Below are 22,493 nucleotides of genomic sequence, written 5' to 3'. Positions count from 1 at the left end.
CCAATCTCCCTTATATGATCTTGCGCAACCTCACTATCGCTCTCGCCATGCTCAGCATGCCTCTGACACTGGCAGCGGCTACTAAAGTCAATGGCATCGCCGTGAAAGTCAACGGCACCGTTATCACCAATAACGAAATCAATTTCCAGCTGACACCGCTACGCGATGCGCTGTCCGCGCAGATGCCCAACAAAGGGCCTGCGTATGACAAAATCATCGCCGAGCAGCGCAACAAGATCATCGATAACCTGATCGACCGCGAGCTCATCCTCTACGAATTCAAAGCACGTGGTGCATTCATTCCGCCACACGTCATCGACGATGAAATCAAAAAGGAAATCCGCAACCTGTACAACGGCAGCGAAGAAGAATTCCACAAAGCGCTGAGAAGCGCTGGCCTGACGCAGCAGCAACACCGCCGCGAAACCGAGAAAAAGATCAAAGTGCAAGCGATGCGCGCGAATTTCTTCTCCGACAGCGTGCCGCCACTGCCGCAGGAAGTGCAAGCTGAGTACAACGAAAACAAGCTGCAAATGCGTGACCGCTCAGGTGACGAACTGCAGTACAGCAAGATCGATATTCCAAAAATCGACCCAGAACGCCCAGACTCAACTCAAGAGTCACAGTTCAAGCTAGCTGAAGACGTTGCCAAACAACTCAACGATGGCGCCGACTTTGCTGAGCTAGCCAAAAGATATTCCGTCGACAGTCGCTCCGACCAAGGTGGCGAATGGCCAATGACCAAACGCACCGACCTGTCACCAGCCTTTGCCAACATTCTCATGGATGAAGCTGATATTGGTAAAATCGTTGGCCCGCTCGACGGACCATTGAGCTTCACCATCGTGCGCGTCAACAAAAAGAAATACGGCCCAGTGCCGCCGCTGTCAGAAGTTCGCGGCGCCATGGAAAACCGTGTGCGTGCTGAGAAAAACAAAGTCAAACACGACCGCTGGATCGAGCGCCTGCGCAAAAAGGCAATGATCTCCAGAATGTAATCTGCCAGCTGGCTAAAACTCCAAATCCCCTACAGAAACCCACATTTCATTTCTCACAACAATGAAGACCATCGGAATCACCCTAGGGGATCAAGCTGGAATTGGTCCGGAAATCATCGAAGCCGCGCTGAAATCTGGCCGGCTTCCAGCTGACTGCGAATACCGCATCATCGGCCCCAAGCTCGACAATGTCATTCCCGGCAAACCAACCATAGAGACCGCCCAAGCAGCGCTCGACGGGCTGGAAGAAGCCGCCTCATTGTTGAAGTTTGGTGAAATCGACGGCGTCGTCACTGGCCCAATTGCCAAAGACGCGCTGCACGACCTCGGGTTTTCATTTCCCGGTCAGACTGAATTTTTTGCCACCCGCCTCGACGTTAGCAACTACGCGATGTGCCTATCGGGGAAAAGTTTGACCGTTGGGTTGGTGACCACGCACATAGCGATTTCTGATGTTTCCAGCCACCTCAACCGCGACGAAATCACCCGCATTGGCAACTTGCTGGTAGATTTCTGCTTCAAACGAGGCATCACCTCGCCCGCCATTGCGGTTTGTGGTCTCAACCCACACTGCGGCGAAAATGGTGCTTTTGGCGATGAAGACCAACGCATCATCCAGCCGGCAATCAACCAGCTGAACTTCGAGTACATGCCGACGGATCATACTTCGTCGTTATTGCCACCATTCTCTGGCCCACACGCTGCCGATACGATTTTCCGTCCAGCGGTAGATGGCGACTACGACGCGGTGCTCTGCATGTACCACGATCAAGGCTTAATTCCGCTCAAGCTGCTCGATTTTGACACTGGCGTAAATATCACGCTGGGTCTTCCACGCCCACGCACCAGCCCAGACCACGGCACCGCCTTTGCGCTGGCTGGCAAGGGTAAAGCGAGCGCGGAATCGATGATCCACGCCATCCAGATGTGCGTCCAGCTGGCGTAATCCAGCCACTTCTCAACTAGCTGAATTGGACTCATCTACCCCACTGGATCTCGAATTACTGGAGCGGTGTTTTGGTCACCGCTCATTTCGTGGTGCCCAGCAGCCAGTGATTCGCCAGCTATTGGCGGGCATTCACACGCTAGCGATTTTACCCACCGGCGCGGGCAAATCATTGTGTTACCAATACACCGCCATGGCGATGCCGGGGCTGACCATTGTCATCTCGCCATTGATCGCCTTGATGAAAGATCAGGTCGATAGCATGGTCGCACGCGGCATTCCTGCCGCCAAAATCGACTCGAGCGAAAAATCCCACGGGCAAATGGATGACTTGTGGGAGAAGATTGCCGCCGGTGGCATCAAAATCCTCTACCTGTCACCCGAACAACTCGGCAAACTGAGCCTGCGGAAATTTCTCAGCCAGCTGGAAATCAGCCTGGTCGCCATCGATGAAGCGCATTGCATGAGCCTGTGGGGAAATCAATTTCGCCCAGCGTATTTGCATACCCCAAAATGGGTGCGCCAGCTGAAACCACGGGCAGTTTTAGCCCTCACCGCCACCGCCACGCCCAAGGTAGCTAGCGATATTCGCAAGAGCTTTGGCATGCTCAAAAAAAATCAAATCCAAACCAGCTTCTTCCGCGAGAATCTGCATTTTTTGGTCACCCCAGTCCAGCTGGAGGAAAAAGACCAACGTTTACTGGATAGGCTGAATTCTGCAAATGCGCTGCCCGCCATCGTCTACGCTCACCGTCGCAGCGATACGGAAACGATTGCCGCCATGCTCGCCAGCCACGGGTTTGACGCACGCGCCTACCACGCTGGCATGAGCCCAGATTCGCGCGCGCGTGTGCAAGATGGCTTTGCCAGCGGCAAAATCTCCATCATCTGCGCCACCATCGCCTTTGGCATGGGCGTCGACATTGCCAATATCCGCTCAGTGATCCACTACCACCTGCCGAGCTCGCCAGCTAGCTGGGTGCAGGAAAGTGGTCGCGCTGGTCGTGACGGTCAGCCGTCAACTTGCGAGCTGCTCGCCTGCGGCAATGATAAGACATTTATCGAAAACCATCTGGCGGTGAAACAACCAACACCGCGACTCATCCGCGACGTGCTCGAGCGCATCTTCTCGCAGAGCAAAATAGCCATCGTCTCGCGCTACGATCTGAGCACGCTCACCGATCTCAGCCGCGAAGCCGTGGAGCTCATCCTCACCCACCTGCAGCTGATGAATTATCTGGCGGCAGATCGCCAATCGTGGAAGTGGGCAAAGCTGCGATTGATCAACTCAGCGGATGGGATTTTAGCTAGCCACACCCCACGCCATCAAAAGATACTTAATCTACTTATAAACGACCATCAACGGATAAATCTTACGCAAATTACGGAATCGGAAAATCTCCCCATTGGCGAACTCTGCGACCTGCTCTACGAGCTCGATTTGGCGGGTGACGCACAGGTGCAATTCTCCCACCGACTCAGCCATTTTTTGATCAAAAAACCACCGGAGAATTTGGCAGATCTGGCCAGCCAGCTGGGGGAAATTTTCCAATCCCACGTCGACGATGACGAAGCGCAATTTGCGCGTGTGCTGAAAATTGCCAGCGGCAAATCCTGCCTGCCCAACCAGCTGGTAATGGCATTTGGTGAAAAACGCACAGCGCCGTGTGGACATTGTTCCAGCTGCCTGCAGGAGAAACGGCCACGCAAGCTGCCATTTTCCCAGCCAGCTGAAATCTCGCTCGACGAACTGGAAGTCATCCAGCAGCTCGCCAACAAACCACACGCCGCGCTGGCCTCTGCCGAGCGGCTAGCCAAATTCCTCTGCGGCATCTACACACCATCGATCTCACGCTACCGGCTGGCGATGCGTAAGGAATGGTCCATGCTCAAACGCCACAGCTACGCCGACGTCTTGATTTATTGTCGTGAGTTCACCCGCTAGCTGGCAAATCGACGGCAAAAAAAATGGCTGACTGACAGTGAAAATCATCCACCGCCAGCCAGCTAGTTACTTAGAAGAATTCGTTTACTTTTTCACTCCCATGGCATCCAGCAGGATGTTGTGGAATTGGTAGTTTTTCACCATCGCTGGAATGGTTTCGCTGCCTGGTCCAACGGCGATGTATTCCACCATTTCTGAGGTATGACCACCTGACGACCAACCCACACCAAAGGAACGCGCAAACAGGTCGTTGAAGTATTTACCTAATCCTGGACGCCCTTTCAGGTCGATGTATTCTTGCAGTTTTTGCAAGTTTGCGTCATCTAGTTCTAGGCCAGTTTGTGCGGCAAAATACGCACGTAAATCTGATTGTGCTCCTAGCTCGCGCTCCATTGTCGGGCAGCTAGATTTGGCATTGAGCAGCATGTCGATGCCATTGCCTTTTTCCTTGCGCGCAGCGCGGCTAGAATTCAGCTGGAACCCACCTGTTCCGTGGTCTGAGGTCATCACCACCAAGGTATCAGGGTTCTTTTTCTGGAAAGCCATCACCAGCTTGATCACCTCATCGTATTCGAGTTGTTCGTGGAGGATGGCAAATGGGCAGTTGGCGTGACCCGCGTGATCGACTCGGCCCGCTTCAATCTGCAGCAAAAAGCCATTTTTGTTTTCGCTCAAGCTTTGCAGCGCGGCGCGGCTCATTTCCACCAAGCTGGGCACATCTTTATGAGCCGCGCGGTGGCGACGATCGATAGCAAATGGGATGTAACCACCATGGGTAAATAATCCTAGAACCTTTTCCGCACCCTTGGCGCCAGCGAGGTCATTTTTATTACGGCACAGTTTGTAGCCTTTTTTGGCCGCCAGCGCGATGAGATCTTCATCGCCATCCTTATTGGCGGCAAAGTTGTTGAAACCACCGCCCATGAGCACGTCCACATTGCGCTCGAGGTATTGTTTGGCAATCGTACGTGAATCATTTCGCGAGAGCACATTGGCAGCAAATCCAGCCGGCGTGGCATGGGTCACGGTGCATGTCGTCACCAGACCAGTCGCTTTTCCAGCTAGATTGGCGTAGGTGCACAGCGGAGTGAGCGCTTTGCCATTTTCATCCATGTTAACACGGCCATTAGGTATGCGCTGGCCACACCCCCAGCTGCTAGCTGCAGCAGCGGAGTCGGTAACGTAAGAATTTGCAGAACAGGTTTCTTGCAAGCCGTGGTAAACATCCGGCTGGTCGTAGAGTTTCATCCACTCGAGCTCGCGACCGCGATGTTGCGCCGCGTGGCTCGCCAGACTCAGCGTGCCGCCGCCCATGCCGTCAGCAACTAAGAAAATAACATTTTTGGCCTTACCGTCGGCCTTTTTCAGTTCGTTGCTCGATGGGCTCGGCACGATGTCAGCCACCGCGCGACCACCAATCAATGATCCTAAACCCGCTAATCCAGCCCCTTGGAGGAGACGCCGACGTGAAAATGAAGAATTTTTCTTCTGCATATCTACCTGATACGCAAAACGGGTGGATATTTATAGCTCAGATTTGGATTTTTTTAATTTATCACACAGAAAAACGAACAATCGCCCACAGCTAAAGGAAATCACAGCTAAGTCATTCACCTTAAGAATTTGTAACCCAGCTGACATTTTTGCGGGAAAATCAAATTCCGCTACCTTCTTCGAGCACTTCTGGCACTTCATCATGTTCTATCTCACAGACGTATCCGGCAAATGCCTCACCCGCCTGTTTGTAAATGTTGTAGACGGTATTCACGCCAGCTTCGCGCAGGTGCTCGGCATCATCGTCAAACAATGCAGTAGCAGCCACGCATCCTTTGAACCCGCGCGAGCGTATCATTTTTGCCCCAGCAACATTTTCCTGCACGTTGGGCATGGCGAGCATGACGATCTTCATGAACTTATTTGGTCGCGCGCGTTCCCAGTAGTCGATATCCGTCGAGTCACCTTGGATGACATTGCGTCCTTCGCGGCAGTGTTTTTCCACCACACGCATGTCAAAATCGACACCAATCACCTTGTCGGCGCCGTATTTGGCAGCCATAGCATCGTAGGCTTCGCGGCCCACGCGGCCCATGCCAAAGATAGCAATCTCCACGCCTTCAGCGCAGATGACGTCGTCACCTTTGAGTCGCTTGCTGCGCTGGAACCGCATCAACCGCTCACGCAAGATTTCGTAAAGTTTTTTGCCGTAGGCATTCAGCGGCGAGGCAATCAAAAAGGTCATTGAGACCGAGAGCGCTAGGATGACCAGCCAGTCGTTGGTCAGCCAGCCGCTTTTCACCGCCACACCAGCAACGATGAGGCCAAACTCGGAGAAGTTGGATAATAACAAGGTGGTGAGCAGCGCAGTACGGATGCGCAGACGGAATCGGCAAAGGATAAAAAAGTAGGCGACCATTTTCACTGGCAGGAAAACCAATAACAAAGCCGCCATGCCGAGATGGCTGGCATCTGGAGTTCCCGACAGACCAATGCTGAGGAAAAAGCTCACCAGCATGAGGTCTTTGAAGCCAATCAATGTTTTGTACAGCTCGTCAGCGCGTTTGTATGGCGCAATCAACATGCCGAGAATCAAGGCGCCAAAATCACCTTTCACACCTACCGCCTCAAATAGCTGGTAGCCGAGGAATGCCAGCATCATGCCAAATAGAATCAACAGCTCGCCGTGACCACAGCGGTTGAGCAATGAGCGCAATAGCGGGCGCGCTGGGTAAAGCAAAAATAGGCCCAGCGCAAAGATGGATGGTGGTTCACCTTTTGACGCCGCCATAAAGATCACCGCGGCAATGTCCTGGATGATGAGCACACCAATGGCGACGCGCGCATGCAGAGACGACGACTCGCCCTGTTCGTCGAGCACTTTGATAGCAAAAACCGTGCTGGAAAAACTCAGCGCAAAACCAATCAACAAGGCAGTGGTGAAATCAATTCCCGCCAGCTGGCTGAGACCAAAAACCGTCATCGCATTGACACCCAGCGCCATGATAATGGTGGTGGCAACCATGTGCAGCGAGGCACTGCCCCAGACTTCTTTGGCTAGCAAATCTTTGACCTTCAGCTTGAGGCCAATGGTGAACAGCAACAGAGTGACACCGAGATCGGCCAGCACATCAATGAAGCTGATGCCGTCACCGCGGTGCATCCAGCCAGATTCAAATACGGCAAAATTGACCGCAAACCCAGCGGCAAGAAATCCAACCAGCGGCGGCAACTTGAGCGTGCGCGCCGCCATGCCAAAGATAAAGGCCACAGCAATGGCGATAGCGTAAACGGCTTCCATAAATTAATGAGATTAATCTCGCCGCCAGCATCAGCCAGCGATGGACAATGAGCAAGAAATCATTCTGCCATCAACGGAATTTCCAGCCAACCATGGTGATGTTTGTTCGCCAGCTGGAAATTTCTCCCAGCCAGCGGGTGCAGCTGGAAATCGCCCAACTACAACTCCAAGCTCTCCAGCTCAACATTGATGGCAATCATCGAGATGATCACCTCGTAGAGCGAACAGATCAACGAAACCGCCAGCGAAATCAAGCTGGCACCAAAGAGAAATTTCCCGCCGGTCTCAAATTCCAAAAAGATGCAGAACATGGAAAACGTGCACAGAATGAAACTAAATACCCCAAATCCCTGCATCAGCTTGATCAACATCAGACGCTTCTTCAGGTTGGCAATCTGACGCACAATCAGCTCGCGCATCTCTGCTTTATTTTTGCCATTGAGCTCGCGGATCAGCTGGGCCAACACCAAAAATCGGTTGGTATAAGCCAGCAATAACAAAGAAATAGCCGGAAAAAGCAGCGCTGGTGTGGTGAGTGTCATGACTCTACGGGTTTGTCTTCATCTGCGGTGACGATCAAGATCAATCAGCGACATGCAAAACCACTCGGTATTGGGCTTTGCCGCTTTTTAAGCGAGCAATCGCCTCATTTACATCCGCTAGTGGAAATTCCTCAACCACTGGCTGGATGCCGTGTAATTTGGCAAATTCCAACATCTGCGCAATCGTCTGCGGGCTGCCGACGGGTGAACCAGAAACTTGTCGCTGCGCTGAGATCAGCGAAAATACATTGATGTCCAGCGGCTCCAATGTGGCGCCCACAAAATGCAAGCGACCTTTGGGTTTGAGCGTGCCAAGGTAGAGGTCCCAGTTAAGCTTCACATTGACGGTAGAAATGATCAGGTCAAATTGTCCAGCTGCCGCGGCGATTTCTTCTTCATCACGCGAGTTCAGCGTATGATGAGCACCGAGTTCAATCGCTTCGAGCCGCTTGAATTCGCTGGTGGTGAATGCAGTGACTTCACACCCCCAAGATTCGAGAAACTGCAGCGCGAGGTGACCGAGCCCGCCAATGCCAATCACCGCCACTTTATCGGTCGGCTTGACATCAAACTGCACGAGTGGATTAAAAACCGTGATGCCACCGCAGAATAATGGGCCAGCTGATGCGAGGTCGATACCATCGGGAATTTTGACCACACTTTCGGCATCCGCCCTCACCTGCTCGGCAAATCCGCCGTGGTGGTTGATGATGGTCGACTGCGGCTCAGGGCACAAATTTTGCTCGCCACCTTTGCACGACGGGCACTCACCGCAATAACCAGCGTGCCAGCCGAGACCAACGATATCACCTTTCTGCAGTCCGCTGACATTTTCTCCCAGCTGGGAAATCCTGCCCACAACCTCGTGGCCAGGCACTACCGGGTATGTTGTTAGCGCCCATTCGTCGTTGATCACGCTGAGGTCGCTGTGACACAGACCGCAGTACATGACGTCGATTTCCACCTGCTCGGCGCCAAGTTCACCGGGGTCGTATTCAAATGGCTTCAGTTCGGCTCCTGCTTCGTGGGCGGCGTAGGCTTTGATCATCATTTTGTTGTGGTTTCTGGTTGGCTAGATAGATAAATGAAACGCCCACAAACTATGGAGGGATCAGCCGCGGTCAAATGGTCGGCGGCAAAATAACAAAAAAAACTCCAGCTGGAAAACGAAACCAGCTGGAGTCGACAACCTGCACTCACAGGTCACCCAGTATTATTCAGACAAATAATGATGAGAAAATTGTCTGCCTAGCTACTAATACCCTTCTCACAGCCAACTAGCCGGAATGGTTATTATTTTCAGCTAACTATCAGACTAGCTCAGCGAGCTGAGTTTCTAATGAGAAGCTCCTGTCTTTTCCACTAGGCCTGCGTTTATCAGTGATCGAGTAGCCGGCTACACGACCACTTCTCGCCTTGGCCTAATAGAAAATCCAGTTCGCCATTCCGACAATTTAACTGCTCAAATGGTATTAAAACTTATAAGTCGCAGACAATGTGATGTCGCGGCCACGCTCGGCAAATCCACGCTGCAGGCCAGTTGCGCTGTTCATGCCCCAGGTACCGTGATCGTAGTAGTATTCGTCAAATACGTTGTTCACGGTGAGGTTGAGCGTGATGTCTTTTTCTGCCCACGGGCGCCACTCAGCGTAGCAGTCGTTGATGAAGTAAGCATCTTTAGCTGGAACATCTTCCGGCACGTCATCTACTGACTCAACAAAGCGCATGGACCAGCCAACCAACAGGCGTTGGTCTTCGAACATGTAGCTGGTGCTTGCGCGCCATGTTCTACCTGTTGTGGTTCCCAGACCGAAGTCGTCGTCTTGCAGTGCTTCGCCATTGAGCTCAGGACGAGCATCTTCCAGGCCAAAGGTCACGTTAAAGTTATCTTTCATCCAACCAAAGCTCATTTCGTAACCTTGAGTATCCAGCTCACCACCATTCACACGGTAGTCGCCTTCAAACAAAATCACGTCATTGATGCGTTGTTTGTAAATGGCACCTTTAGCAAAAAATCCGCTATCTGACTGCCACACGGCACCGAGCTCGATCTTATCAGCGGTTTCAGCTGACAAGTCATCGGAGTTCATCGTATCGCGGGAGAATTTCACCACTTCCATCGGCTGCACACCGCGGAAAACGTGCGCGGCTGTGGCATTGATGTCCAAGCCAGCCAGCGGGCTGTAGCTCAGTGTGACGTTACCACTTGGGCCAATGTCGGTGAAGTTTTTACCATCTCTGTCGGTGTAGTCGTAGAGATCTACGCGACCACCGTAGCTGGCGCGCCAGCGCTCGGAGATTTGCCATTCGTCCTGCGCATACAGACCGACGATCTCAAGTTCTTCACCACCTCTTTGGGTTGGCCAGTTCTCATCGCCATCGGAGTTGATGTTGGGTCCGAGGATGTGTTGTTTGGCATCATCGCGGCGCAGCTCAGCACCAAATACGAGGTGGTGATCTTGCAGGTCAGCGGTATTTCTCAAATCGATCCCGTAACTCTGGTAGCCGAGGCGGAACTGATCAACGCGAGTGATCGAGTTGGTATTCAAATAAGCACGAGCGGTGAGGTCGAGCCAATCAGAAGCACCTTCATGACGCCACTTTGCGCTCAGCGTATCGCGTTTGTTCACCTGTGGTCCCGGGCGGTTATCCGCTGACGGGTGGGTGATGTCTTGGCTGAGGTGTGGGCGGTAGCGGAAAATGCCATCCAGCTCGTTGTGCTCGTAGCTGAATTCTACAGAATTTTGCGCATTCAGCTGGCCATTGATTTTTAATAATGACTGCCACTGCTGGCTAGCGGTGTAGTCGATGGTTTCGCCATTGCCAGCGCGGTAGTCGTCGTTGTCGCGGTAGGTAAGTGAACCGAGGAATGACCAGTCTTCATTGATGCGACCATACACAGTAGCTGCACCAAAGTAGCTATTGGCGCCGCTGCCGTAACCAGCCTTCAGGTAGCCACCAAAGTCTTCACCTTCAGCCAGCATGTCGTCGGCATTTTTGGTTTCAAACATCACCGCACCAGCCAGAGCACCGGGGCCATTCAGCGCGCTGCCTGCACCTAGTCCTACACTCACAGACTTGAGCATTTCTGGCTCAACGGATAGCTGGCCTGAGTGGTAGTTGAGATAGCCACCCTGCACCACACCATCTACGCTGATGTTGGCAAATTTATCCTCCACACCACGCAGGTAAAGTTTCTGATCTGCAGCATAACCACCACTCACTTGCGCGCCCGGTAGGTCTTTAAATAAATCACCCAATGTATCTGGCTGCTTCACTTCAATCTGGCGACCAGTGATTTCCTCCACACCAGGGTCAGTGATCACAATCAATGCTGAGCTATCACCCTCAATCACCGTGTGCTCCAGCTCGCCAATCTCTTCCGCCAATGCTTGGCCCATAGTGAGAATGCCAATGCTCAGCACGCTCGCTGAGCCAAATTTGATTCCTTGCAGATGCGTTTTCATATCTGCACGAATTGCTATTGCGACTCAGTCGCAATTACTAGTAAATTCTGCTACACATTCAAGGTCAGACGTTTAACTCTATCACCATGAAATCGCGGCTTTCTCAGCCAGAGGATTTCCAGTCAGCTGGCAAAATCTATCCGTGACAGCGTAAATATTTTTGCTAGAAAACAGGTGTTCATTTACCATGTCTGAAAAATTCACCCTACCAGCTAATTGGTCCTTACCTGAGGAGATTTCATCACGCTTTGGCGCCAGCGCAGGCAAACAGCGCCTGATGCAACACGCCGGTCATAACTTGTTGATTTTACACCGCGTTCCCGTCGCCGAAGAGACTACTCGCCAGGCGGTCTTATTCTGGCGATCCCCCGAAGGTAGCTGGAAAACCACCGCCAGCGGCAACGGCCTGAGCGCCCTCAGCGAGCATATTGAAAGTTACGAAGAAGTGCTGGCTGAGCTCGACCAACAGCAAGATGATGCACAATCCGCTGAGCAGCTCTTTGAGGTGATGAGCCGCCTGAACCCAATCCAGCGGGCGGTAAAAAACATGCACCACTGCCTGCAGCAGCTGCGCACATCGCTGCCTAATGATAAAAAAATCATCACCCTGCGCGATAGAGCCATGGAGGTAGAACGCACCGCCGAGCTGCTGCATGCCGACTGCAAAAACGCGCTCGACTACCTGCTAGCTAGACGCGCTGAAGATCAGGCCAAACAAGCCGCCAAAATCTCCAATACCACCCATTACCTCAATACCATGGCAGCCATCTTCCTGCCCGTTACCGCCGTCGCCAGCGTGCTCGGCGCCAACATGACCACCGGCCTAGAAGGCCACCAATCACCCACCACCTTCTGGATCATCATGGCCGCCGCCCTGCTCTCCGGCCTCGTCATCCAATCCGCCATTAGTAAAAAGGGCTAGCTAGCTGCGCCTATAATCTTGCTCTCTAGCGCAAAACTAGAGAGTTAAACAGCGCTCCAAATGATACTTATAGTCAGTGGAATTTAAGTCATCATTTAAGCTTAACTGTGCGGGTGGATAATAAGCACTCAGCGCTCATCACATTTGGTGAGAATTTAAGAAATTTCCGTAAAGAAATTGGACTATCTCAAGAAGAGCTTGCTCTTCAAGCAGACCTTGATCGCGCATACGTCGGCGGACTGGAGAGGGGCGAAAGAAACCCTACAATCATGAGCTTGCTACGCATTGCCAAGCCTCTGGAAGTCACTGTATCTGAACTCTTGGAGGGCGTGAAATAATGTCGGGCAATATCGATTATACAGCCAAGCCCCCAGCAAAAAGTACAGCAGCGTATGTATGCTCTCCTGAAAAAGCTCTAAAAACAATCTTAGCTGTCGAGTACTCAAATGATCACTCCGAAATAATACGGGATGAACTTCCTGCTATTATTTCCCATTGGCTCCAAGACCCAAAGGCTGATCCAATCTTATTAGATTCGTCATATAAAGACAAATGGACCAAAATATTAAGCTCTCTCGGACGCATTGAGAAAGTAGGCTTATTCCCAAAATCAACCAAGACAGCAGATAAGAAAGTTTTAATCGACTACTCAGGCTTCCCTCTTCCTCCAGTTAACAAAAAACCCAAATTCAACTTCATTGACCTATTTGCAGGCATTGGAGGTTTCCGGCTAGCCCTAGAATCGCTTGGAGGAAAATGTGTATTCTCTTCTGAATGGGATAAACATGCCAAAGAAACATACTACTCAAACTATGGCGAGATTCCATTCGGGGATATAACTAACTTTACACACACGAACCCGAACGACAGCGCCGCTCCAGAAAAAATTCCAAACCACGATATTTTATGTGGCGGATTTCCATGTCAGCCATTCTCACAAGCTGGCAGGCAGTTAGGGTTTGATGATGCTCGAGGTACCTTATTTTACGACATTCTGACGATAGCTAAGACTCAGCGACCAAAGGTACTATTCCTAGAGAATGTTAAGCGCCTACGGGGACACGACAAAGGCAGAACTTTTCAAGTAATCTGTAACGCACTCGAAGAAATTGGTTACACAGTTTACTCCAAGGTTCTGAAGGCTCATGATTATGGTGTACCTCAAAACAGAGAACGTATCTTCATTGTTGCCTTCTCCGAACCACGGAGCTTCAACTTCCCTGAGCCAAGAAAATACCAACTCTACAACAATCTCGGTGATATCTTAGAGCCTGATCAAGATGAGCAATACACCATTTCAGATAAATTATGGGAAGGCCATCAGCGTCGGCTAAGAGAACATAAGACAAAGGGCAATGGCTTTGGTTATTCACTTTTCACAGAGGAGGATGAGTACGCTAACACTATTTCAGCTAGGTACTGGAAGGACGGCAGTGAAATTTTAATTGCCCAAAAAGGAAAGAACCCTAGGATCCTATCTCACAGAGAGTGTGCTAGATTACAGGGGTATCCAGAAGAGTTTGTCCCTCACGCATCGAAGAGACATGGCTACCAGCAATTTGGGAACTCTGTCGCAGTTCCTGTAATTACTGCAATTGGCGAAGAGATTATAAAGTCTCTAAGAACCAAACAAACAAAGATACGGAAAAGTAGACAATAACAACAATGAACCTGCTACAGATAATTCAAGAACTCACGAAATTCAGTTCTCATCTAGATTCGAAAATTGGATTTACTAAGGTTCCAATAGCCTTGAAAGAACAATTCGTTCAGCTGTGGCTAGAAGCAGGAAATGCGATTATTGTTGATAAACAAATACGAATTGCAAATACAGGAAAAGCACCAACATATGCCTTAACGGACGAGCTTCTGCTTAAATGCGCTAAGGCCGTCAGCCTATATAATGAATATGAGAGGCTCTCTCAAATAATTAAAGCCCACACTGATGAACTCAATTTAACATCAAAAATTGGCGCTGATACAGGAAGCGAGCTTACTAAAGATGAAATAGCTCTGATTATGAGTAAGCTAGAGGCATCATCCCGCTCCAAGGAAGATCTTGGCATAATTGACAAAATGCTATCCTCAAAAAAGGAACGCAGGAAGGAAGATAGTGTAGGCCCTTTTAAGCAAATTGACCGAAAGCAGGGAGATCAATGGGGGCCGGCCCTAGCAACATATATCGGAACTCTTGCTGCCGATGCTTACCCAAATAAAATCACGTCAACACTTAAGGCCAACCCTATACTTACAAAAGATATAATCGAGCAATATTGCTCAATAAGTAATGCCGCGAATTTATCCACCCATCCTCTTGATTCTGCTCTTCTGGCCAAACCTTTCACTATCTTGACCGGCTCATCCGGCACAGGTAAAACCAAACAGGCTGAAAGCCTCTGCAAGCACTATTCTAATCAAAACTCAGACAACCACGCTATTGTTGCAGTAGGCGCTGACTGGACAGATAATCGAAATACTTTGGGTTTTGTAAATCACCTGCAGAAGGATGAACAAAATCAGCCAGTCTATCAATCGACGGAGATCCTAAACCTTCTTATTCGAGCGAATGCTGATCCTACATTTCCCTATTTTTTAATCTTGGATGAGATGAATCTTTCACACGTAGAGCGCTACTTTGCCGATTTTCTCTCCGTTATGGAGCAAAAAGACGGTCAATTTCATCTACATGACGAGGGCGCAGAGCTGACAAATTCAGCTACTGGAGAACAGAAGATTCCAAAGAAACTGCCGTATCCAGAAAACCTTTTTGTCATTGGCACCGTCAATATCGACGAGACAACCTACATGTTCAGCCCAAAGGTTCTTGATCGAGCTAATGTGATTGAATTCAAAGTAGCGAAGGACGATTTGGAAAATTTCCTCAAGGAGCCCCATGAATACCCAGAAGTGGAAAGAGCTGCTGAAGGTCAGGCTGAAGCTTTTTTATCCCTAGCTAAACAAGCACGTGCAAATGACCTTCCTCAACTAGATGCCAATATTGCTGAAAAGTTAAATGATCACCTTCTTCAACTATTTACCATCATGCAGCAAGGACGGTTTGAGTTTGCTTATCGCACAGCCAACGAAATCACCCGCTACATGCGAGTTTCTCAATTTCAGCTCGATGATGAGGATGAGGCTAAGTGGGTAGCAGAAGGATGGGAAGACAGCTTCGACCAGCAGATCGTGCAAAAAATCTTACCAAAGCTTCACGGTAGCATTGGCCGCGTCGGCAAACTCATCGCTCGCTTGGCTCACTTTTGCCACACACCAAAGGATCCAGATCAGCTGAATGACTCACTGATGGAGGCTGCTAAGCTTGATGCCAATTCAGCCAAATTTAAAAGGTCATTTGCTAAACTCAAGTCGATGGCTGAGACGCTGCAAGAAGAACAGTTTGTGAGCTTTATTCATTAGTGATTAGCCACCATGCTCTCTCAGCAATATTCAAAAATTGCAATCCCCCTGAAAGGCGGAGGCTATTTTCTACTCGGCATACAAGCTGCTGACTTTGATCGTTCTGCCAGCGAGGAAGGGTTTATCGAACTGCAAAGAGGATGCCGCGGCTGGCTAGCCGACAATGGCGCTATCGAAGTCATTGGAGAAAACATAGAGCACGCACTGCGTCTCAAGGAGACGCTGGGTTATTGCTGGGCGATCGACGGCAACAACGAGATAATCAATGTTAACAGTTCGCTAGAAAGCAGTCGGCGTCAAAGATGGTCAGTCGAGCGATATAATAAAATAGTTGAGCGTGGCGCGTTCTGTATCGTCAACCACCTAGGTTATACAAAATTCCAGCTAATGAATGAAGGCGGGCTAGCGAGTTTGTCTCTTCAGCTGGAGTTCATTTCTCCTAAAATTGATTTTCATACTGAATATCGGCAAATGACGGAAGATATCGCTGCGTTTTGTGAGCAGTTACTCTTGTCAGCAACTGCCCCAACTTCTCTAAAATTCTCATCAACTCCAAGCGAGCAGCGCAAGGTTCTCTTAGAAAGCTTCATCTTCCTGCGTCACTTCCTATCACCTGAAAGACTCCAATGGTTGAGTGAGTTGATTCAGCGAAACCCACATAGCGCTCTGGTAAGCGAACGAGAATGGAAGCCTATGAGCATGGTGAAATCTAGCCACCATCTAAGCAATCCAAACGCAATGCTACGTGACTGGAGAAACATCAATGGTACGAGCATGCCTACACAAGGGCTCAATATCAGGAGAGAGGAATCACACAATACGCCTCCCAACCAGTTCGTGAAATTTGCCCTGCTACATTTTCGCAAAATCACTACTGACGTTCTCAATCTAAAGAGCATCGGCAGCACAATTAGGAAGCAAGCTGAAGAGCTCCAAGTATCGATCGACAGCACCCTAGCTCACCCATTCTACAAAAACTTACCTCAGCTAAAGCACCTCCCCCTGAACAATCAGACACTGCAAAAGCGCGAGGGCTATCGCGAATTTTTACGTGGCTGGATTTTGGTTGAGTCCGCATGCAGTCTTGATTGGCAGGGCCAACAAGACTGTTTCCAAGGTGAAACACGTGACGTGGCAACACTTTATGAATATTGGCTATTTTTAGAAATTCATAAAATTCTCGCCAGTATCGATGGGATCACTCACATCACGTCTAATCCAATCGACGATAGTGATAGGTTTATCAAACACGACGCTGGAGCGATCTCGATACAGCTCAAACAGGGAAAGAACTCTCAGTCATCTTTCTTGTACCAGCCAGATGCCGAATTAGATGGAGTGAGAATTGACCTGCACTACGAGAAAACATTCTCACACAGTGAATCAGCCACCTCGGGGCAATCGTACTCAAGGCAATTCAGGCCTGACTATACGCTCTCACTTTTCCCCGATCGCTATAAAACGGAGGCCGCGGCCGCGCATGAAGGCAAAGTAGCTCATTTGCATTTTGACGCGAAATACCGCATTCAAAACCTGCAGGCCCTCTTTGGTGAGGATCACGAGTCAACAGATGACGCAATCACTCAGGAGAAATTGAAGAATAAAGTTTCCAGCTACAAGCGAGTGGACCTGCTGAAGATGCACACCTATAACGATGCGCTGCGTAAGACCATCGGCTCCTATGTTCTCTATCCAGGAACAGGGTCCGAGCATAGAAGCGAGTTCAAGAAGTTTCACGAGATCGCACCCAGTGTCGGTGCGCATATTATGAAGCCCGGAAACCCTGAGTGCGCCAACTCACTTAAATCATTTCTGATCGACGTTTTGAATAGCCAAAGGAGTCAGTTCACTCAGCACAGCTACATTCGTGACGCGAATCACGCCATCATCGAAAACAAACCCACGATTCTTGAAGAGGAGTCTGTGAGCTACGATGTGGCGCGAAAAAATGCCCCATGTGTATTGCTTTGGCTGAAAAAATCAAACTCCGACATATTCCGAGAAAATGGTTTTGCTTATTGTCACGCTGTACCACGCAATCAAACAGAGAGTCATGCATTAGACCTTAATCTAAGCACTGAAATAGGTTCTGAGTTTATTCCGTGCGGTGGCCGTCAAGGAGAGCCAATAAGCAGCTTGGGCTGGCGAGCTAAAGTTACCTCCGCCCGCTTTATGGCAAAGCAAAAGCTCGAATTGTATCTCCAGCATAAAGGGCTCTTATCTCAACTTCAACCAAGCTCCACTGCGCATTATTTGGTTTTTGAATTTGATCATGTTAGTAAGTTTGCCAAACAAGATCTTTCTGCAGTACACCAAAAATACCGCTCTGGCTCAAAATACATGGCAGTCACCTGCTCATGGGCTGATATACTGGAAGCCTCTAGCTAGCCCTAACGTCAACAGCTGGCCAGCTCATCACGAGGTGAATAATTCCCAGCCAGCTGGTTTATGTGGCATTTATTTGGTTTAATTGGCGCGTGACGCTTTTAAATTGGCGCGAATGTGGTAAGGTGTGAGTGTTCCCTATGAAGAAAAAAAGAGGAAGTCATGCCTGCTATTATCAAAAATGAAGAGCTAGAATTGCTGCGTGATACCATTCATGCAGCGATGCCCAATGGTCGCTCCATCAGCGAATTGCTTGATATTGACCAGCTGGATTACAGTCGGCGCACCTTGCAGCGTCGGCTTGAGTCATTGGTGGCGCGTGGGGAGATTGTGGCACGTGGCCACAGCCGCAACATTCGCTACATCACCCCGGTATTTGCGCCAGAAAAAGAACATTACTATGGCAACATGCTCAGTGAAGATGGCGCCAGCTACGGAAATCCTTCAGCTAGCAGCTACAGAGCCAGCCGCCTTGAAGAAAGCCATGCGCCCTACTCAGCTGCAGCTGACGACAGCTGGCTGAGTGACGGTGGGCTGGAATGCAAAAAACTGATTGCGCGCCCGCTCGCTGAGCGCAAAGCCGTCGGCTATCGGGCGGAATTTCTCCACGACTACCAGCCCAACCAAAGTTACTATCTCGACGAGGCGACTCGCGCAGAGCTGGCTGAGCTTGGTCGCGTGGGCTTAAACGACCTGCCACCTGGCACCTACCTGCGCAAGCTGCTCGACCGCATGATCATCGAGATTTCGTGGAACTCCAGCCGGCTAGAAGGCAATACCTACTCGCTGCTGGAGACCGAGCGGCTGATGCAGCATGGGCTGAGCCACGGAGGCAAATCCACCGCTGAAACCCAGATGCTGCTCAACCACAAAGCGGCGATAGAAATGCTGGCTGATCCAAGTGACGAGCTGGGATTTAACCGCTACAGCCTGTGCAACCTGCACGCGCTACTGGCGGAGAACTTGCTCGGTGAGATTGGCGCTGGTGGCAGGCTACGCAGAGTCGCGGTGGGCATTGGCCAATCCGTCTTTCGTCCGCTGGAAATCCCGCAGCAGATCGAAGAAAACTTCCAGCTGGTATTGGAAAAGGCGGCAGCCATTGACGACCCTTTCGAAGCGGCATTTTTTGTGCTCGTGCAGCTGCCTTACCTGCAGCCATTTGCAGACGTCAATAAACGCACATCACGGCTGGCAGCCAACATCCCGATGGTGCAGCACAACCTGTGCCCGCTCTCATTTGTGGATGTGGATACCCGCGAGTACCTCAATGCTGTGCTGGCGGTGTACGAGCTGAACCGCGTCGACTACCTGCGCGATTTGTTTATCTGGGCGTACAAGCGGTCATGCACCCGCTACAATGCCATCCGGCTGACGCTGGGAAATCCAGATCCATTCCAGCTGAAATACCGCGAGCAGATAAAAAACTGCGTGCGTGAGCTGGTCCAGCTGGGTGCGCACGGTGAGCAAGCAAAAGCGCTCATCGCCGAGCGCGCGAGCCAGCTAGCGCCAAGCCACGAAGAAAAGTCATTTGGCCAGATTGTGGCTGCTGAGCTGGCGGCCCTGCACGTTGGCAGCATCGTGCGCTACAAACTACGTCCGGCTGAATTTGCCAAATGGCAAAGTGGCCGCGAAAGCTAAGCTGAAATTGGCACGCGCACCAGTGGTTTGCAGAAATATCGCGGCTGAGGACGATGGCTAGCCAGCTGGCCCACGGGTCCAGCTAGCTAGAATTTTCCAGCTGGAACAAAAAAAAGACCGTCACACAGCTAGCTGCGTGGCGGTCTTTATAAAGTTATTGGACTTGGATGCGTCTAGCTACCAGGAAATTACTCCTGAGCCTGAGGGGCATCATCTTGTACGTCATCTTCGTCGTCCGGCAATTCACTGTCGTCGTCATCATTTTCGATGAGGCTACCGTGACTGAGGAAGTACTTACGCTGACGTTGCTCTTTAGGCAGCGGTGAGAGCATCATGTTGATGGCGCGTCCGGCAAGACGAGCTTGCTGGTCAACCACTGCGATGCCAGCGAGATCGACAGCAACTTGCTTAACGACCTCAAAACCGATCTCACGGTGAGCATTTTCACGACCACGGAACTGCAGGCGCACGCGCACTTTAGATCCTTCGTAGAGGAATTTCTCAGCGCGGGCCAACTTGATGTTGTAATCGTGAGTATCTGTACCCACGCGCACTTTGATTTCCTTAATACGGGTCATTGTCTTAGCTTTCTTCTTCTTCAGCTTTGACTGCTCGTACTTGTATTTACCATAGTCGACGATGCGACACACAGGAGGGCTGACCGTTGCGGCCACTTCGACCAGGTCTAAGCCGATTGACTTTGCCTTTTCAACGGCTTCACGCACGCTCATGACCCCGAGTTGCTCGCCAGTGTGCATGACAACACGCACCTTAGGGGCTCTGATTTTTTCATTAATACGCGTCATGTCGCGACGCGAACGGGCTTGCTTCTTTTTTGGTTTAGCTATGGTCGTATCCTCCTGTTAGTTAATAAATGGCGCACACTGAGCTGCAATGAGTCGTTAATGCAATCAATCAAGCATGCGCTATTAGACCCGCTCTCAGAACTAAAGAGTGCGGTTGATGAGTTCCTGTTGGATGTGCTGGACAAATTCATCGATAGGCATGGCACCTAGATCTTCTCGATCTCGGTGACGAACTGACGCGGACTGGGTTTCAGCCTCACGTGCGCCGATGATTAGCATATAAGGGACACGCTCTAATCTGGCAAGACGAATTTTAGCTCCAATCTTATCTGCGGTAACATCTTTCCTAACTCGACAGCCAATCGCTGTGAGCTTAGCTACAGCTTCTTCCACTTGTGGGGTGAATTTTTCTGAAATACCAAGTACACGAACTTGCTCTGGAGCGAGCCATGTTGGGAATTTACCTTCGAAGTGCTCGATGAGCAGACCAACAAATCTTTCTAGCGAACCAAATGGCGCACGGTGAATCATCACTGGCGCGTGTGGTTTATTGTCTGAGCCAACGTAGGACAGGTTGAAGCGCTCAGGCAGGTTGTAGTCGACCTGCACGGTGCCTAGCTGCCAGTCGCGACCGATGACGTCCTTAACCACAAAGTCGATTTTAGGGCCGTAGAATGCGGCTTCCCCTTCTTCTTCGATGTAATCTACACCGAGTGTCTGCACCGCTTCACGCAGCGCTGCTTCCGCTTTGTCCCAGTTTTCTGAGCTACCGACGTATTTGTCGCTATCTGGATCACGCAGTGATAGACGCACGCTGTAATCTTCCATGCCCAGTGTGCTGAGAACTTTTTTCACCAATCCAAGGCATCCTTGAACTTCCTCAGCGATCTGGTCAGGAGTACAGAAAATGTGGGCGTCATCCTGAGTAAATCCACGCACGCGTGTCATGCCGCCGAGCTCGCCGGATTGCTCCCAGCGGTAAACGGTACCAAACTCAGCCAGACGCACTGGCAGGTCGCGGTAGCTGTGGTGCTCACTATCAAAGATTTTGATGTGGTGCGGGCAGTTCATTGGCTTAAGCATGTAGCCGTCAGCCTCGCCATTTTCCAGCATGTTGCTGAGCTGCGAGCAGGTACATCCTTCGTCAGAGAGTTTTTCGAGCACACCCTTATCAGCGATAGGCGCGTACTGGCTCTCCTGATAGTATGGGAAGTGACCACTGGTACGGTAGAGGTCTAGCTTGCCAATGTGTGGAGTGAATACTTGTTGGTATTCTTGTTTGTCCAGCTCAGCGGTGATGAAGTCTTGGAGCGCGCGGCGTACTAGCGCACCTTTTGGTTTCCAGAGGATGAGCCCCTGACCGACGGCTTCGTCGATGTGGAAAAGGTCAAGCTCGCGGCCAAGTTTGCGGTGATCACGTTTTTTCGCTTCTTCGAGGCGCTCGAGGTGCTCATTGAGCTGAGTTTTGTTTTTGAAACAAGTTCCGTAAACACGCTGCAGCTGTTGTTTATCGGAGTCACCTTTGTAGAATGCGCTGGCTACACTCATCACCTTGTAGGCTTTGCAGTTGCCAGTACGTCCAACGTGAGGGCCGGCGCAGAGGTCCCAGAAGTCGCCATTTTTGAAAATAGAAATCTCTTCACCCTCTGGGATGTCAGCGAGTAGGTCTACCTTGAATTGGCTCACGGCATCGCGCTCAGAAAGTGCTCCGAGGCGACCACTTTTGGCCATTTCCAGTGCTTCCTCACGGCTAACCACTTGTTTTTCAAAAGTATCATTAGCCTTAACTACGGCCTTCATTTCAGCCTCAATTTTGACAAAATCATCTGGGGTGATACGATGGTCGAGCTCGATATCGTAATAAAATCCATTTTCTACCGGTGGGCCGCCAGCTAGTTGAGCATTCGGCCAGAGTCGGAGAATCGCGGTGGCAAGCACGTGGGCACATGAGTGACGCAGGCGCTCGAGGTCACTCATCTGGTGACGCTGTTCCAATGTTTTCCGTTCTTTTGAGTCTGACATGACGTGCTCCAAAAACCACTAGACGCTGGGATTTGCAATACTTTTTGGATCTGGTAGTGATTTTCAGCTGACGTAAAATAGGCAAAGTCACATGATCTGGCGCAAAATCA

General features: G+C 50.5%; 16 protein-coding genes. 9 read left to right on the top strand and 7 right to left on the bottom strand.

All coding sequences use genetic code 11. The features are described from left to right. The first annotated feature begins 20 nt into the window (after window positions 1-20). The 3 genes from JIN82_RS09830 (at window position 21) to JIN82_RS09820 (ending at window position 3,889) form a co-directional block, all read left to right on the top strand. On the top strand, window positions 21-998 hold the full coding sequence (locus tag JIN82_RS09830) for a peptidylprolyl isomerase (protein WP_200311454.1): 978 nt from the start codon (window positions 21-23) through the stop codon (window positions 996-998). A 61-nt stretch (window positions 999-1,059) separates the two neighbouring features. Continuing rightward, window positions 1,060-1,944, top strand: a complete 885-nt coding sequence (gene pdxA, locus JIN82_RS09825; protein WP_200311453.1) for a 4-hydroxythreonine-4-phosphate dehydrogenase PdxA — start codon at window positions 1,060-1,062, stop codon at window positions 1,942-1,944. Between the two features lie 25 nt (window positions 1,945-1,969). Then, entirely contained in the window at window positions 1,970-3,889 is a 1,920-nt protein-coding gene (locus tag JIN82_RS09820; RefSeq protein WP_200311452.1) for a RecQ family ATP-dependent DNA helicase, read from the top strand. An 84-nt stretch (window positions 3,890-3,973) separates the two neighbouring features. On the opposite strand, the gene JIN82_RS09815 is transcribed toward JIN82_RS09820, so the two are convergent. The 5 genes from JIN82_RS09815 to JIN82_RS09795 all read right to left on the bottom strand — a co-directional run bounded on the left by JIN82_RS09815 (window position 3,974) and on the right by JIN82_RS09795 (window position 11,193). Further along, complete coding sequence (locus JIN82_RS09815; RefSeq protein WP_200311451.1) at window positions 3,974-5,383, bottom strand: alkaline phosphatase; 1,410 nt, start codon at window positions 5,381-5,383, stop codon at window positions 3,974-3,976. A 160-nt stretch (window positions 5,384-5,543) separates the two neighbouring features. Continuing rightward, window positions 5,544-7,184, bottom strand: coding sequence for a cation:proton antiporter family protein (locus JIN82_RS09810; RefSeq protein WP_200311450.1), 1,641 nt, complete (start codon window positions 7,182-7,184; stop codon window positions 5,544-5,546). Window positions 7,185-7,342: 158 nt separating this feature from the next. After that, window positions 7,343-7,726 (bottom strand): DUF2721 domain-containing protein, encoded by a 384-nt coding sequence (locus JIN82_RS09805; RefSeq protein ID WP_200311449.1) that lies wholly within the window; start codon window positions 7,724-7,726, stop codon window positions 7,343-7,345. 40 nt (window positions 7,727-7,766) lie between these two features. Further along, window positions 7,767-8,774, bottom strand: a complete 1,008-nt coding sequence (gene ahr, locus JIN82_RS09800) for an NADPH-dependent aldehyde reductase Ahr (protein ID WP_343221741.1) — start codon at window positions 8,772-8,774, stop codon at window positions 7,767-7,769. A gap of 424 nt (window positions 8,775-9,198) precedes the next feature. Further along, on the bottom strand, window positions 9,199-11,193 hold the full coding sequence (locus JIN82_RS09795) for a TonB-dependent receptor domain-containing protein (protein WP_200311447.1): 1,995 nt from the start codon (window positions 11,191-11,193) through the stop codon (window positions 9,199-9,201). 187 nt (window positions 11,194-11,380) lie between these two features. Between JIN82_RS09795 and JIN82_RS09790 the strand changes: the two genes are divergently transcribed. The 6 genes from JIN82_RS09790 to JIN82_RS09765 all read left to right on the top strand — a co-directional run bounded on the left by JIN82_RS09790 (window position 11,381) and on the right by JIN82_RS09765 (window position 19,555). Then, window positions 11,381-12,115, top strand: coding sequence for a CorA family divalent cation transporter (locus tag JIN82_RS09790; RefSeq protein ID WP_200311446.1), 735 nt, complete (start codon window positions 11,381-11,383; stop codon window positions 12,113-12,115). 113 nt (window positions 12,116-12,228) lie between these two features. Further along, entirely contained in the window at window positions 12,229-12,453 is a 225-nt protein-coding gene (locus JIN82_RS17215; RefSeq protein WP_325099489.1) for a helix-turn-helix domain-containing protein, read from the top strand. Continuing rightward, entirely contained in the window at window positions 12,453-13,775 is a 1,323-nt protein-coding gene (locus tag JIN82_RS09780; protein WP_200311444.1) for a DNA cytosine methyltransferase, read from the top strand. Before JIN82_RS17215 ends, JIN82_RS09780 begins: the two co-directional genes overlap by 1 nt. A 92-nt stretch (window positions 13,776-13,867) precedes the next feature. After that, window positions 13,868-15,532, top strand: coding sequence for an McrB family protein (locus tag JIN82_RS09775; RefSeq protein WP_200311443.1), 1,665 nt, complete (start codon window positions 13,868-13,870; stop codon window positions 15,530-15,532). Window positions 15,533-15,544: 12 nt separating this feature from the next. Further along, entirely contained in the window at window positions 15,545-17,920 is a 2,376-nt protein-coding gene (locus JIN82_RS09770) for a DUF2357 domain-containing protein (RefSeq protein ID WP_200311442.1), read from the top strand. A 159-nt stretch (window positions 17,921-18,079) separates the two neighbouring features. Then, on the top strand, window positions 18,080-19,555 hold the full coding sequence (locus tag JIN82_RS09765) for a Fic family protein (RefSeq protein WP_200311441.1): 1,476 nt from the start codon (window positions 18,080-18,082) through the stop codon (window positions 19,553-19,555). A 188-nt stretch (window positions 19,556-19,743) separates the two neighbouring features. Here JIN82_RS09765 and infC read toward each other — a convergent pair whose 3' ends face one another. Together infC and thrS are read right to left on the bottom strand one after the other, a co-directional pair. Then, window positions 19,744-20,361, bottom strand: a complete 618-nt coding sequence (gene infC / locus JIN82_RS09760) for a translation initiation factor IF-3 (protein WP_200311440.1) — start codon at window positions 20,359-20,361, stop codon at window positions 19,744-19,746. A gap of 141 nt (window positions 20,362-20,502) precedes the next feature. After that, complete coding sequence (thrS, locus tag JIN82_RS09755) at window positions 20,503-22,383, bottom strand: threonine--tRNA ligase (RefSeq protein WP_200311439.1); 1,881 nt, start codon at window positions 22,381-22,383, stop codon at window positions 20,503-20,505. Window positions 22,384-22,493 lie beyond the last annotated feature (110 nt).

Source organism: Persicirhabdus sediminis (assembly GCF_016595495.1).
Taxonomy (GTDB): Bacteria; Verrucomicrobiota; Verrucomicrobiia; order Verrucomicrobiales; family Akkermansiaceae; genus Persicirhabdus; species Persicirhabdus sediminis.
Note: the sequence above shows the minus strand (reverse complement) of the source record. Positions and strands in the feature narration are given on the sequence as shown.

What these genes read in the sequence shown, in the direction of transcription:
- JIN82_RS09770 (WP_200311442.1), top strand. Translation starts at nt 15,545, where the DNA reads ATGCTCTCTCAGCAATATTCAAAAATTGCAATCCCCCTGAAAGGCGGA.
- thrS (WP_200311439.1), bottom strand. Translation starts at nt 22,383, where the DNA reads ATGTCAGACTCAAAAGAACGGAAAACATTGGAACAGCGTCACCAGATG.
- JIN82_RS09815 (WP_200311451.1), bottom strand. Translation starts at nt 5,383, where the DNA reads ATGCAGAAGAAAAATTCTTCATTTTCACGTCGGCGTCTCCTCCAAGGG.
- JIN82_RS09790 (WP_200311446.1), top strand. Translation starts at nt 11,381, where the DNA reads ATGTCTGAAAAATTCACCCTACCAGCTAATTGGTCCTTACCTGAGGAG.
- JIN82_RS09805 (WP_200311449.1), bottom strand. Translation starts at nt 7,726, where the DNA reads ATGACACTCACCACACCAGCGCTGCTTTTTCCGGCTATTTCTTTGTTA.
- JIN82_RS09780 (WP_200311444.1), top strand. Translation starts at nt 12,453, where the DNA reads ATGTCGGGCAATATCGATTATACAGCCAAGCCCCCAGCAAAAAGTACA.
- pdxA (WP_200311453.1), top strand. Translation starts at nt 1,060, where the DNA reads ATGAAGACCATCGGAATCACCCTAGGGGATCAAGCTGGAATTGGTCCG.
- JIN82_RS09810 (WP_200311450.1), bottom strand. Translation starts at nt 7,184, where the DNA reads ATGGAAGCCGTTTACGCTATCGCCATTGCTGTGGCCTTTATCTTTGGC.
- infC (WP_200311440.1), bottom strand. Translation starts at nt 20,361, where the DNA reads ATGACGCGTATTAATGAAAAAATCAGAGCCCCTAAGGTGCGTGTTGTC.
- JIN82_RS09765 (WP_200311441.1), top strand. Translation starts at nt 18,080, where the DNA reads ATGCCTGCTATTATCAAAAATGAAGAGCTAGAATTGCTGCGTGATACC.
- ahr (WP_343221741.1), bottom strand. Translation starts at nt 8,774, where the DNA reads ATGATCAAAGCCTACGCCGCCCACGAAGCAGGAGCCGAACTGAAGCCA.
- JIN82_RS09795 (WP_200311447.1), bottom strand. Translation starts at nt 11,193, where the DNA reads ATGAAAACGCATCTGCAAGGAATCAAATTTGGCTCAGCGAGCGTGCTG.